The organism is Streptomyces toxytricini, assembly GCF_014649915.1.
GTDB lineage: Bacteria > Actinomycetota > Actinomycetes > Streptomycetales > Streptomycetaceae > Streptomyces > Streptomyces toxytricini.
Map to the genome: position 1 here is coordinate 62,431 of NZ_BMTY01000029.1, position 12,725 is coordinate 75,155.

12 protein-coding genes and 1 pseudogene are annotated in these 12,725 nt (G+C 71.7%); 9 read left to right on the top strand and 4 right to left on the bottom strand.

Annotated features, from left to right (window positions below):
* Together IE170_RS33010 and IE170_RS29395 are read right to left on the bottom strand one after the other, a co-directional pair.
* Positions 1 to 232: pseudogene (locus tag IE170_RS33010) on the bottom strand (response regulator); the annotation flags it as partial.
* A gap of 68 nt (positions 233 to 300) precedes the next feature.
* Positions 301 to 1,218: a RecB family exonuclease gene (locus IE170_RS29395; protein ID WP_373299071.1), complete on the bottom strand. Its 918-nt coding sequence runs from the start codon at positions 1,216 to 1,218 to the stop codon at positions 301 to 303.
* Positions 1,219 to 1,411: 193 nt separating this feature from the next.
* On the opposite strand from IE170_RS29395, the gene IE170_RS29400 reads away from it, so the two are divergent.
* The 3 genes from IE170_RS29400 to IE170_RS29410 all read left to right on the top strand — a co-directional run bounded on the left by IE170_RS29400 (position 1,412) and on the right by IE170_RS29410 (position 4,362).
* Positions 1,412 to 2,611, top strand: a complete 1,200-nt coding sequence (locus IE170_RS29400; RefSeq protein ID WP_229885275.1) for a site-2 protease family protein — start codon at positions 1,412 to 1,414, stop codon at positions 2,609 to 2,611.
* 18 nt (positions 2,612 to 2,629) lie between these two features.
* The gene (locus IE170_RS29405; RefSeq protein ID WP_189812515.1) at positions 2,630 to 3,541 is read left to right on the top strand and encodes a tRNA (adenine-N1)-methyltransferase; all 912 of its coding nucleotides are present in this window, start codon (positions 2,630 to 2,632) and stop codon (positions 3,539 to 3,541) included.
* A gap of 221 nt (positions 3,542 to 3,762) precedes the next feature.
* Positions 3,763 to 4,362, top strand: a complete 600-nt coding sequence (locus IE170_RS29410) for a hypothetical protein (RefSeq protein ID WP_189812516.1) — start codon at positions 3,763 to 3,765, stop codon at positions 4,360 to 4,362.
* A 4-nt stretch (positions 4,363 to 4,366) separates the two neighbouring features.
* On the opposite strand, the gene IE170_RS29415 is transcribed toward IE170_RS29410, so the two are convergent.
* Complete coding sequence (locus tag IE170_RS29415) at positions 4,367 to 4,696, bottom strand: ferredoxin (protein ID WP_189812517.1); 330 nt, start codon at positions 4,694 to 4,696, stop codon at positions 4,367 to 4,369.
* Positions 4,697 to 4,961: 265 nt separating this feature from the next.
* On the opposite strand from IE170_RS29415, the gene arc reads away from it, so the two are divergent.
* The 5 genes from arc (at position 4,962) to prcA (ending at position 10,829) form a co-directional block, all read left to right on the top strand.
* On the top strand, positions 4,962 to 6,728 hold the full coding sequence (gene arc / locus IE170_RS29420; protein WP_189812518.1) for a proteasome ATPase: 1,767 nt from the start codon (positions 4,962 to 4,964) through the stop codon (positions 6,726 to 6,728).
* A 249-nt stretch (positions 6,729 to 6,977) separates the two neighbouring features.
* Positions 6,978 to 8,489: a depupylase/deamidase Dop gene (gene dop / locus IE170_RS29425; protein ID WP_125541314.1), complete on the top strand. Its 1,512-nt coding sequence runs from the start codon at positions 6,978 to 6,980 to the stop codon at positions 8,487 to 8,489.
* Positions 8,490 to 8,693: 204 nt separating this feature from the next.
* Positions 8,694 to 8,906 carry a ubiquitin-like protein Pup gene (locus IE170_RS29430; protein ID WP_042803062.1) on the top strand — a complete coding sequence of 71 codons (213 nt, stop codon included), beginning with the start codon at positions 8,694 to 8,696 and terminating at the stop codon, positions 8,904 to 8,906.
* A 272-nt stretch (positions 8,907 to 9,178) separates the two neighbouring features.
* Positions 9,179 to 10,018, top strand: a complete 840-nt coding sequence (prcB, locus tag IE170_RS29435; RefSeq protein ID WP_189812519.1) for a proteasome subunit beta — start codon at positions 9,179 to 9,181, stop codon at positions 10,016 to 10,018.
* Positions 10,019 to 10,064: 46 nt separating this feature from the next.
* The gene (gene prcA, locus IE170_RS29440; protein WP_189812520.1) at positions 10,065 to 10,829 is read left to right on the top strand and encodes a proteasome subunit alpha; all 765 of its coding nucleotides are present in this window, start codon (positions 10,065 to 10,067) and stop codon (positions 10,827 to 10,829) included.
* 109 nt (positions 10,830 to 10,938) lie between these two features.
* Here the strand turns inward: prcA and IE170_RS29445 are convergent, their stop codons facing one another.
* Entirely contained in the window at positions 10,939 to 11,937 is a 999-nt protein-coding gene (locus IE170_RS29445; protein ID WP_189812521.1) for a LacI family DNA-binding transcriptional regulator, read from the bottom strand.
* 136 nt (positions 11,938 to 12,073) lie between these two features.
* On the opposite strand from IE170_RS29445, the gene IE170_RS33015 reads away from it, so the two are divergent.
* The coding region (locus tag IE170_RS33015; protein WP_373299072.1) for an MFS transporter at positions 12,074 to 12,725 on the top strand (652 nt) is incomplete at its 3' end.

Here is a 12,725-nt window from a genome sequence, read left to right on the forward strand (position 1 = left end):
GGCCGTCCCGGCCCGGACCCGTGATCTGCCGGGTCGCCTCCACCCCGTCCATCCGCGGCATCCGGATGTCCATCAGCACCACGTCGGGCTGGAGCGCCCGCACCTGGTCCAGCGCCTGGAGGCCGTCCCCGGCCTCGCCGACCACCGCCAGGTCCGGCTCGGCCTCCAGGATCATCCGGAAACCGGTGCGCAGCAGCGGCTGGTCGTCGACCAGGAGGACGCGGATCGCCACAGGGGACACCTCGGGTTTCGGTTGGGCGGCTTCGGCGCGGACGCCCTCATTGTGCCCTGACCGGATGGTCAGGAGTCCGCCGGCCGCTCCGGGCTCCCCGCCGGGCGCGGAACCGCGGCCCGCGGAACCACCGGCAGCGGATAGACCGGGGGAGTGCCCCCGAACTCCGGACACACCGCCCGGTGGTCGCACCAGCCGCACAGCTTGGTCGGCCGCGGCCGCCAGTCGCCCGTCTCCGTCGCCTCCCGGATCGCCTCCCACAGCGCGTGCAGCTTGCGCTCCACCCGCTCCAGGTCGGCAGGCACCGGGTCGTACGTCAGCACGTCGCCGCTGCCCAGGTACACCAGCTGCAGCCGCCGCGGCACCACCTGCTTCAGCCGCCACACCACCAGCGCGTAGAACTTCATCTGGAACAGCGCGCCCTCGGCGTACTCCGGCCGGGGCGCCTTCCCCGTCTTGTAGTCGACGATCCGGACCTCGCCCGTCGCCGCCACGTCCACCCGGTCGATGATCCCGCGCAGCCGCAGCCCCGACTCCAGCTCCGCCTCCACGAAGAACTCCCGCTCCACCGGCTCCAGCCGCGTCGGGTCCTCCAGCGTGAACCACCGCTCGACCAGCGCCTCGGCCTCCGCCAGCCAGCGCGCCAGCGCCTCGCCGCCGTCCCCGTCCGGGAACAGCTCCGCCAGCTCCGGCTTCGCCTCCAGCAGCCGCTCCCACTGACCCGGGACCAGCGCCTTCGCCCGCGGAGCCGTCCGCTCCGCCGCCGGGTGGTCGAAGAGCCGCTCCAGCACCGCGTGCACCAGGGTGCCCCGCGTCGCCGCCGCGCTCGGCTTCTCCGGCAGCCGGTCGATCACCCGGAACCGGTACAGCAGCGGACACTGCATGAAGTCGCCCGCCCGCGAGGGCGACAGCGAAACGGGGGCCGCCGCGCCCGGCGCCGCACCGGCATCCGCAGCGCCGGGCAGGGGACCGGGGCTCGTCATCATGCACAGAACCCTACGGCCCGCCGGGGACAGCCACGCGCATACCATCGACGCCGGACCCCCTCGCACTGCATGATCGGAGCATCACACCGCGCTACCGCGCAGCCCCGGCCGCACCCATCCGGGCCGTGGACCACACTGGTAAGCACCCGCCGGGGGCCACCCCGCCCCGGACAGCACCGACCGAAGGACAGCCGTGGCAGACACCGACCACACCGGCGAGCGCCCGGACAAGCGCCCCGGACCGGGCGGCGGAATCCTCATGGGCCGCCCCTTCGGCGTCCCCGTCTACGTCTCCCCCAGCTGGTTCCTCGTCGCCGCCCTCATCACCTGGGTCTTCGGCGACCAGCTCGACCGCGTCCTGCCCGACCTCGGCCCGGCCCGCTACCTCGTCTCCCTCTTCTTCGCGGTCGCCTTCTACGGCTCCGTCCTCGTCCACGAGCTCGCCCACACCGTCGCCGCCCTGCGCTACCGGCTCCCCGTGCGCCGCATCCGGCTCCAGTTCTTCGGCGGCGTCTCCGAGATCGAGAAGGAGTCCGAGACCCCCGGCCGCGAGTTCGTCCTCGCCTTCGTCGGCCCCCTGCTCTCACTCCTCCTCGCCGGCGCCTTCTACCTCGGCATGAACGCCGTCGAAGCGGGCACCGTCCCCGGCGTCCTTCTCGCCGGCCTGATGATCTCCAACCTGCTCGTCGCCGCGTTCAACCTGCTGCCCGGCCTCCCCCTCGACGGCGGCCGCATGCTCCGCGCGGTCATCTGGGGCATCACCGGCAAGCCCATGGCCGGCACCGTCGCCGCCGCCTGGGTCGGCCGCGGCCTCGCCGTCGCCGTCCTCCTCGGCCTCCCGATGATCACCCACACGGGACTCCTCGGCGCCCCCGGCGAAGAGGTCGGCGGCATGAGCACCGTCATGGACGCCCTCCTCGCCGCGATCCTCGCCGCCATCATCTGGACCGGCGCCGGCAACAGCCTGCGCATGGCCCGCCTGCGCGAGCACCTGCCCGAGCTCCGCGCCCGCGCCCTCACCCGCCGCGCCGTGCCCGTCGAGCACGCCACCCCGCTCTCCGAGGCACTGCGCCGCGCCAACGCCCACGGCGCCCGCGCCATCGTCGTCGTCGACGGCCAGGGCGAGCCCCACGCGATCGTCCGCGAGAGCGCAATCGCCTCGGTCCCCGAACACCGCCGCCCCTGGGTCGCCGTCAGCTCCCTCGCCCAGGACCTCACCGACGGCATGAAGGTTTCCGCAGAGCTCGCCGGCGAGGAACTCCTCGACCGCCTCCGCGCCACCCCCGCCACCGAGTACCTGGTCGTCGAGGCAGGCGGCGAGGTCTACGGCGTCCTGTCCACCCTCGACGTGGAGAAGGCCTTCGTGAAGGCCATGGCACGGCCCCGCCCCTGAAGCCAATACACTGGTCACATGTCCGAACCGACCGGTGCCGCCCGCCGTCGCGGGCCCTTCAAGGTCGGGGACCAGGTCCAGCTCACCGACCCCAAGGGACGCCACTACACGTTCACGCTCGAAGCCGGGAAGAACTTCCACACCCACAAGGGTTCCTTCCCGCACGACGAGCTGATCGGCGCTCCCGAGGGCAGTGTTGTCCGTACCACGGGGAACGTCGCGTACCTCGCGCTGCGACCCCTGCTCCCCGACTACGTCCTGTCCATGCCCCGCGGCGCCGCCGTGGTCTACCCCAAGGACGCGGGCCAGATCCTGGCCTTCGCCGACATCTTCCCCGGCGCCCGCGTCGTGGAGGCGGGGGTCGGCTCCGGCTCGCTGAGCAGCTTCCTGCTCCGCGCCGTCGGCGACCAGGGCATGCTCCACAGCTACGAGCGCCGGGCGGACTTCGCCCAGATCGCGCAGGAGAACGTCGAGCGCTACTTCGGCGGCCCGCACCCCGCGTGGCAGCTGACCGTCGGCGACCTCCAGGACAACCTGTCCGACACGGACGTCGACCGCGTCATCCTCGACATGCTCGCCCCCTGGGAGTGCCTGGACGCCGTCTCCAAGGCCCTCGTGCCGGGCGGCATCCTCTGCTGCTACGTGGCCACCACCACCCAGCTCTCCAAGACCGTCGAGTCCATCCGCGAGATCGGCTGCTTCGCCGAGCCCCAGCCGTGGGAGTCGATGATCCGCAACTGGCACGTCGAGGGCCTGGCCGTGCGCCCGGACCACCGGATGATCGGACACACCGGCTTCCTGGTCACCGCCCGCCGCCTCGCGGACGGCGTCGAGCCCCCGATGCGCCGCCGCCGCCCCGCCAAGGGCGCCTACGGCGAGGACTACGAGGGACCGGGCAGCGGCTCGGGCGGCTCCGGCGACCGCGGCTGACCCCGCACCGGACCGCACCCGCACAACGCACAGGCGCTGCGGCGCAGTTCCCCGGACCGACCGGGAACTGCGCCGCAGCGCCTTTCCGTTGCTCTTCCGAGGCCTTGCGCCGCCTTGCAGAGGCCCGTATGCCGGCCCGGCCGGACCCGCCCGTTCCGTCCCGGTGTGAGGTATGGCACGATGCTGGCTCCCCGTCATCCCCCGCTCAGGAGACACCCCGCGTGCCGCACCGCACCGCCGCGCCGGAACCCGCGCACCGCAGCAGCAGGCCCGTCCACTGGCTCGCCACGGCCTGCGCCCTGGCCGCCGCCGTCGCCGCCGCGGGGCTCCTCCAGCCCGCCACGGCCGCCGATCCCGGGGCCGGCGCGGAAACCCGTACGGCACCCGGCGGCGCACCGGCCCCGCAGGCCGCCGCCCCGGACGCCGCGGCCGTCGCCTACCCGCTCGACTGCAAGGGCGCGCCCGTGGCCGTCACCGCCACCGCGCAGGGCGACCTCGACGGCGACCGCCGGCCCGAGACCGTCGCCGCGGTCCGCTGCGACGCCGGATCCGGCACCCCGCCGCACGCCCTCTACGTCCTCACCGCCGGCAAGGAGCCCGGCGCCGCCCCGCGCATCGTCGCGACCCTGCTGGAGGCCGCCGCGCGCACCAGCGCCGACGACCTCACCGTCCGGGACGGCACCGTCACCGCCCGGCTCCTCGGCTACTCCTCGCCCGAGGTCCCCCGCTCCAGCCCCGACGTCCGCCGGCTCGCCAAGTGGCGCTGGACCGGCGGAAAATTCCGCCAGGAGCTGACGAACATCTCCACGGGGAGTGTTTGAACCGTCACTCGGCGTCGGGGCCGTACACCTCGACGCCGTCCGAGACGCGCCGCACGTGGATGCAGTCGCCCGGGCACTCCTTCGCCGAGTCCACCACGTCCTGGAGCAGCGGCAGCGGAACCGGAGTGGTCGCCCCCGGGTCCACCAGGAGCTCGTCCTCCGGGCTCTTCACATAGGCCAGACCGTCGATGTCCAGCTCGAACACCTCCGGCGCGTACTGCACGCAGATGCCGTCACCGGTGCACAGGTCCTGGTCGATCCAGACCTCGAGCGGCTCGCCCGCCTGCCCGGCGACGCCTGCGCCACCGGCGGTTGCCTCCTGCTGCACGGTCATATCCCCTGCCGTTCCCTGCCCTGAGTGACCCGTTCCCGCCACATGCCGCCGGCAAGTCGCGCCAGCTCTGACGGGTGTTGAACGCTTCGACCTTACAACCGGCCGCTTTCCGATGTTGAAGGGTGGGTATTTCCCTGGCGTGAGGGAGTACGCAAGGGTGAAGATCGGACACACCCCTACCGTCTTTGTGATCTAGGGGTTTCAATCACCACCAGCCCAGGTAGGGTCAGGAAGCGTCCAGCTCCCCTTGGAGGAGGTGAGGACCGTGGCAGCCCACGACGACGACATCAACCGCGGCATCCGGCCGGGGCGGGGGTCCGATGACCCCGCCGGCCAGGTTGCCTATCTCGAGCAGGAAATCGCCGTCCTGCGACGTAAGCTCGCCGACTCTCCGCGACACACGAGGATTCTCGAAGAGCGGATCGTCGAGCTCCAGACAAACCTGGCCGGCGTCTCCGCACAAAACGAGCGACTGGCAAATACGCTCCGTGAAGCCCGCGACCAGATCGTGGCGCTCAAGGAGGAAGTGGACCGGCTCGCGCAGCCGCCGGCCGGATTCGGTGTCTTCCTCCAGGCGAACGAGGACGGCACCGTCGACATCTTCACGGGGGGCCGCAAGCTCCGCGTGAACGTCAGCCCCAGCGTCGACCCGGAAGAGCTCCGGCGCGGCCAGGAGGTCATGCTCAACGAGGCCCTCAACGTGGTCGAGGCCATGGAGTTCGAGCGGGCCGGGGACATCGTCACCCTCAAGGAGATCCTCGAGGACGGCGAGCGCGCCCTGGTGATCGGGCACACCGACGAGGAGCGGGTGGTGAGGCTCGCCGAGCCGCTGCTGGACATCACCATCCGCCCCGGCGACGCCCTCCTGCTCGAACCCCGCTCCGGCTACGTCTACGAGGTCGTCCCGAAGAGCGAGGTCGAGGAACTCGTCCTCGAAGAGGTCCCGGACATCGACTACGACAAGATCGGCGGCCTGGGCGACCAGATCGAGCTGATCCGCGACGCGGTCGAGCTGCCCTACCTCTACCCGGACCTGTTCAAGGAGCACGAACTGCGGCCGCCCAAGGGCATCCTGCTCTACGGCCCGCCCGGATGCGGCAAGACGCTCATCGCCAAGGCCGTCGCCAACTCCCTTGCCAAGAAGGTCGCCGAGGTGACCGGCCAGCCCGCCGGGAAGTCCTACTTCCTGAACATCAAGGGCCCCGAGCTCCTCAACAAGTACGTCGGCGAGACCGAGCGGCACATCCGCCTCGTCTTCCAGCGGGCCCGGGAGAAGGCCAGCGAGGGCACCCCCGTCATCGTCTTCTTCGACGAGATGGAGTCCCTCTTCCGCACCCGCGGCTCCGGCGTCAGCTCGGACGTGGAGAACACCATCGTCCCGCAGCTGCTCGCCGAGATCGACGGCGTGGAGGGCCTGGAGAACGTCATCGTCATCGGCGCCTCCAACCGCGAGGACATGATCGACCCGGCGATCCTGCGGCCCGGCCGCCTCGACGTGAAGATCAAGATCGAGCGCCCGGACGCCGAAGCCGCGAAGGACATCTTCGCGAAGTACCTCAAGGCCTCGCTGCCGCTGCACGCCGACGACCTCGCCGAGCACTCCGGCTCGCCGGAGGTCGCCGTCCACAGCATGATCCAGACGGTCGTCGAGCAGATGTACGCGGAATCCGAGGAGAACCGCTTCCTCGAGGTCACGTACGCCAACGGCGACAAGGAAGTCCTCTACTTCAAGGACTTCAACTCCGGAGCCATGATCCAGAACATCGTGGACCGGGCCAAGAAGATGGCGATCAAGGCCTTCCTGGAGCACGAGCAGAAGGGCCTGCGGGTCGCCCACCTCCTCCAGGCCTGCGTGGACGAGTTCAAGGAGAACGAGGACCTGCCCAACACGACCAACCCGGACGACTGGGCCCGGATCTCCGGCAAGAAGGGCGAGCGGATCGTCTTCATCCGCACCCTCGTCACCGGAAAGCAGGGCGCCGACACCGGACGCTCCATCGACACGGTGGCGAACACCGGTCAGTACCTCTGACCGGAGGGCGGCTGCGGGTGCCCCCACCGGGCGCCCGCAGCCGACTGCGTTACCGGCCGCTTTTCAGCCGTGACAGGGCGGAGCCGATGACGGAAATGATCTCCCGAGCGGCGTGGAGTGGTTCTAGGCTCGTCCGTACCGCCGCATCCGCAACAGCAGTGCGGTGACGGGCACCGCACACGCACCGGACCACCAGCGGTACTTGAGCGCCGCTCCCGAACGGGGGCGCCGCCGGGCAAGGAGGGCCGCATGACCGTACGGCGAGTAATGGGGATCGAGACGGAGTACGGGATCTCCGTCCCCGGTCACCCGAACGCCAATGCCATGCTCACCTCGTCCCAGATCGTCAACGCCTACGCGGCGGCGATGCACCGGGCGCGACGCGCCCGCTGGGACTTCGAGGAGGAGAACCCGCTGCGGGACGCCCGCGGCTTCGACCTCGCCCGCGAGGCCGCCGACAGCAGCCAGCTGACCGACGAGGACATCGGCCTGGCCAACGTCATCCTGACCAACGGCGCGCGGCTCTACGTCGACCACGCGCACCCCGAGTACAGCTCGCCCGAGATCACCAGCCCGCTCGACGCGGTGCTCTGGGACAAGGCCGGCGAGCGGATCATGGCCGAGGCGGCCGTCCGGGCGGCCCAGCTGCCCGGCGCCCAGCCGATCCACCTCTACAAGAACAACACCGACAACAAGGGCGCCTCCTACGGCACGCACGAGAACTACCTGATGAAGCGGGAGACCCCCTTCTCGGAGATCGTGCGCCACCTGACGCCCTTCTTCGTCTGCCGGCAGGTCGTCACCGGCGCCGGCCGCGTCGGCATCGGCCAGGACGGCCGTGAGCACGGCTTCCAGATCAGCCAGCGCGCGGACTACTTCGAGGTCGAGGTCGGCCTGGAGACCACGCTGAAGCGGCCCATCATCAACACCCGCGACGAGCCGCACTCCGACGCGGAGAAGTACCGCCGCCTCCACGTGATCATCGGCGACGCGAACCTCTCGGAGATCTCCACCTACCTCAAGCTCGGCACGACGGCCCTGGTCCTCTCCATGATCGAGGACCAGTTCATCACCGTCGACCTGGCCGTGGACCAGCCGGTGCGCACCCTGCACCAGGTGTCCCACGACCCGGACCTGCGCCACCTGATCACGCTCCGCAGCGGCCGCACGCTGACCGCCGTCCAGCTGCAGATGGAGTACTTCGAGCTGGCCCGCAAGTACGTCGAGGAGCGTTTCGGCGCCGACGCGGACGAGCAGACCAAGGACGTGCTGGCCCGCTGGGAGGACGTCCTCGGGCGCCTGGAGCGGGACCCGATGAGCCTCTCCGGCGAGCTGGACTGGATCGCCAAGCGGGAGATCCTGGAGGGCTACCGCCGGCGCGACGGACTGGACTGGGACGCGGCCCGGCTGCACCTGGTCGACCTCCAGTACGCGGACGTGCGCCCCGAGAAGGGCCTGTACAACCGGCTGGCGGCCCGCGGGAAGATGAAGCGCCTGGTGTCCGAGGAGGACGTGGAGCGGGCCGTCGGCAAGCCGCCGGAGGACACCCGGGCCTACTTCCGCGGGCGCTGCCTGGAGCAGTACGCGGACGACGTGGCCGCGGCCTCCTGGGACTCGGTGATCTTCGACCTGCCGGGGCGCGACTCCCTCCAGCGCGTCCCGACGCTGGAGCCGCTGCGGGGCACGCGCCAGCACGTCAAGGAGCTCCTGGACCGCTGCCGCACGGCGGAGGACCTGGTGCGGGTGCTGAGCGGGAACTGAACGGCGGGCCCCGGTGATCCCGGGGCCCGGAAGGGGGCTGAAATCCCCCGCTCCAGGGAATCATGGAGACACCCGGACGTTGTGAAAGTACCGGGACGAACGCCGGGCCCGCCTTGTAGGGTCCGACGTAGGGTCTGATCTTGAGGGATCCCGATCCCGGGGTCCCTCGTCACGAGCGCGCGAAGCGAGCGGGGTGAGGTAGAGATGGCGACCAAGGACACCGGCGGCGGACAGCAGAAGGCCACTCGCTCGACCGAGGAGGTCGAGGAGCAGGCCGCGGAAGCGCAGTCCGACCTCAAGGAGCGGCAGGAGAAGCTCTCCGACGACGTCGACTCCGTGCTGGACGAAATCGACGATGTGCTCGAAGAGAACGCTGAGGATTTCGTTCGAAGCTTCGTGCAAAAGGGCGGCCAGTAAGGCCTTTGACCTTCGAAACGAAGGTCTGGGGGGTGTGCGGTGCAGCGCACCACGAGCGGCTTGGCGGGCGGTGCGGGGCAGCGGCCCCGCGCCGTCCGACCGCAGGCGGCGCCACCCCTGCCGTGCGGGGCAGCGGATCGCGGGGTGGATCACGATCTTCGGGCGGGTAAGGTCCGAGGCGTACCGCGCTCCGGCCGCACGGCGGCAGCGGGGCAGTTCAAGGGTCGGCCGGACGCCGCGAGGCGTGCAGCCGCTTACGTGGAAGGAAACCTGTGGAACCCAACACTCGTGGCACAGGGCGTCTGCCGGCAGCCTTCCTGACGCCGGGGTCGTCGTCCTTCATGGACTTCCTGGGCGCGCACGCGCCCGAGATGCTGCCGGGCAACCGGCAGCTCCCGGAGGGGATCGTCGAGGCGCCGCACGGCACGACCATCGTCGCCGCCACCTTCCCCGGCGGGGTCGTCCTCGCCGGCGACCGGCGCGCGACGATGGGCAACATGATCGCGCAGCGGGACATCGAGAAGGTGTTCCCGGCGGACGAGTACAGCGCGGTCGGCATCGCCGGCACCGCCGGCCTGGCCGTGGAGATGGTCAAGCTGTTCCAGCTGGAGCTGGAGCACTTCGAGAAGGTGGAGGGGACGACCCTCTCCCTGGAGGGCAAGGCCAACCGGCTCTCCACCATGATCCGCAGCAACCTCGGCATGGCCATGCAGGGCCTGGCCGTGGTCCCGCTCTTCGCCGGCTACGACGAGGCCAAGGAGAAGGGCCGCATCTTCTCCTACGACGTGACCGGCGGCCGCTCCGAGGAGCACGGGTACGCCGCGACCGGTTCCGGTTCGATCTTCGCGCGGGGCTCGATGAAGAAGCTCTACCGCCCCGACCTGACGGAGGAGCAGGCCACCACGCTGGTCGTCCAGGCGCTGTACGACGCCGCCGACGACGACTCGGCCACCGGCGGCCCCGACCTCTACCGCAACATCTACCCGATCGTCACCGTCATCACCGACGAGGGCTTCCGGCGGCTGACCGAGGACGAGTCCCAGGAAATCGCCCGCAAGGTCACCGACCGCCGCCTCCAGGAGCCGGACGGCCCGCGCGCCGCCCTGCTCTGATCCGCCACAGTCCTCCAGGAGCCCAGAAGAAAGGGACGGTCAGCCGGTGTCGACTCCGTTCTACGTCTCTCCCCAGCAGGCGATGGCCGACCGGGCGGAATACGCCCGGAAGGGCATCGCCCGCGGTCGCAGCCTCGTCGTGCTGCAGTACGCCGACGGCATCGTGTTCGTCGGCGAGAACCCGTCCCGCGCGCTGCACAAGTTCAGCGAGATCTACGACCGGATCGGCTTCGCGGCCGCCGGCAAGTACAACGAGTACGAGAACCTGCGGATCGGCGGCGTCCGTTACGCCGACCTGCGCGGATACACGTACGACCGCGACGATGTGACGGCCCGTGGGCTCGCGAACGTCTACGCGCAGACGCTGGGCACCATCTTCTCCAGCGCCGGCGAGAAGCCGTACGAGGTGGAGCTGGTCGTCGCCGAGGTCGGCGCGACGGCCGCGGGCGACCAGATCTACCGGCTGCCCCACGACGGCTCGATCGTGGACGAGCACGGCTCGGTCGCGGTCGGCGGGAACGCGGAGCAGATCAGCGGCTTCCTCGACCAGCGGCACCGGGACGGGATGACCCTGTCCGAGGCGCTGAAGCTGGCCGTGCAGGCGCTGTCGAGCCAGGCGAACGGTGCGGAGAAGACCATTCCGGCCGAGCGGCTGGAGGTCGCGGTGCTGGACCGCACCCGGTCGCAGCAGCGCAAGTTCAAGCGGATCCGGGGCCGGCAGCTGTCGCGGCTGCTGGAGGCGGACGTTCCGGCGGCGGCCCAGGCCGATGCCGTCTCGAACGACGAGGCTGCCGAGGACGCCGAGGAGTAGGAGTGCGGCCCCGCGGCCGACAGGTCGCGCGGGACGACGGGAGTACGGGCGCGGGCCGCCCGGGCCGGCCTTCCACGAAGGGCGGACCCGGGCGGCCCGCTTCCGTTCCTCAGGCGGCCGGCGGTGGGGCGGTGGAACCGCGGACGACCAGGTCGACGGGGATGTCGGGGGCGGTCCAGCCGCTGCCGTCCAGAACGGCCAGGAGGGCGGACATGCCCTGCTCGCCGACCTGCTCGGCGGGCAGCCGCACGGTGGTGAGCTCCGGTTCGACGGCGGTCGCGAGGGCGAGGTCGTCGAAGCCGGTGACGGAGAGGTCCTCGGGGACGCGCAGGCCGAGGCGGCGGGCGGCCTTGCAGGCGCCGGCGGCCAGGAGGTCGTCGTCGCAGACGACGGCGGTGGGCCGCTCGCCGGGGGCGGCCAGGGCGGCCTCCATGGCCGTGCGGGCGTCGGGGACGGACAGCGGGGCCCGCACCGTGCGCAGCTCGGCGTGCGGGGGCACGACGGCGGCGAGGGCCTCGGCGCGGACGTCGAAGGTCCAGCTGTCGACGTCGGCCGCGAAGTGCAGGAAGCGGCGGTGGCCGAGGCCGAGGAGGTGTTCGGCGACCTGGCGGACGCCGTCGGCCATGGCGAGGTTGACGCGGGCGGCCGCCCGGCCGTCTGCCGGATCGCTGTCGAGCATGACCAGGGGCAGTTCGGCGCCGCCGATGGCGTCGAGGGCGTCGGCGGCCATGGAGGAGGCGATGACTCCGTCGAGGGCGGCGCGGGCGGAGGGGAAGGGGTCGCGGGCGGGGCCGATGCCCTCGGGCGAGGGGTAGAGGACGACGCCGAAGCCGTGATCGGAGGCGACGCGGGCGGCGCCGGTGTAGACGCGGGCGAAGAATTCGCTGGTCAGGGCGGGGACGACGAGCAGGGCGGTGCGGGTGCTGCCGAGGCGCAGGTTGCGCGCGGCGAGGTTGGGCCGGTAGCCGAGCTCGGCGGCGGCTTCGCGGACGAGTCCCGCGGTGCGCTCGGAGACGCGGCCGCGCCACTTCCCGCCGAGGACGAGGGAGACGGTGGCCTGGGAGACCCCGGCCGCGCTGGCGACGTCCCGGCTGGTGGGTCTCGTCACACGGGGCTCCTGGATCACGAGGTCGGCGGGGTGCGGCCCGTCGTCCGGGTGGACCCGCGGGCTGCCGCCATGGTACGTATGACGCGTCTAGTTATACGTATTACCCCGGCGGGATCCGGGCAGAAGGGGGCAGAAGATGGCCGCGGGATACGCGGAGCTGCTCAGGACCCGGCACGCCGCGCGGCTGCTGGCGGGCACGCTCGTCGGCCGCCTGCCGAACGCCACCGCGGCGATCGCGATCGTGCTCTTCGTCCGCGCCGAGGGCGGCAGCTACAGCCTCGCGGGCGCCCTGGCGGCGGTCTACGGCGTCGCGAACGCGGTGGGCCAGCCCCTGCTCGGCCGGGCCGTCGACCTCTTCGGGCAGCCCCGCGTGCAGTTCCCCGCCGCCGTGGTCTCCGCGCTGGGCACGGCCTGGCTGGCGCTCGCCGGCACCGGCTCCGCCGCCGTGGCCTACAGCGCCGTGGTGGTCGCCGGCTTCTTCACCCCGCCGCTGGAAGGCGGCCTGCGCGCCCTGTGGCCGTCCGTGCTCGGCGGCCGCGAGGACCGGGTGCACGCCGCGTACGCCCTGGACGCCGTGGCCCAAGAGGTCATGTACACGGTCGGCCCGCTGCTGGTCACGCTCTCCGTGGCCCTGTGGAGCCCGGCCGGGGCCCTGCTGGTCATCAACGCGCTCGGCGTCCTCGGCGCCCTCTCCGTCGTGCTCAGCGAGCCCTCCCGGACCTGGCGCTCCGAGCCCCGCGAGGCCCACTGGCTGGGCGCCCTGCGCTCCAAGGGCCTGCTGGCGCTGC

Bases quoted from the DNA above. Each gene is read 5' to 3' on its own strand.
- IE170_RS29395 (WP_373299071.1), bottom strand. From the start codon at position 1,218: ATGATGACGAGCCCCGGTCCCCTGCCCGGCGCTGCGGATGCCGGTGCG.
- IE170_RS29405 (WP_189812515.1), top strand. From the start codon at position 2,630: ATGTCCGAACCGACCGGTGCCGCCCGCCGTCGCGGGCCCTTCAAGGTC.
- IE170_RS29415 (WP_189812517.1), bottom strand. From the start codon at position 4,696: ATGACCGTGCAGCAGGAGGCAACCGCCGGTGGCGCAGGCGTCGCCGGG.
- dop (WP_125541314.1), top strand. From the start codon at position 6,978: ATGACCGTACGGCGAGTAATGGGGATCGAGACGGAGTACGGGATCTCC.
- IE170_RS29430 (WP_042803062.1), top strand. From the start codon at position 8,694: ATGGCGACCAAGGACACCGGCGGCGGACAGCAGAAGGCCACTCGCTCG.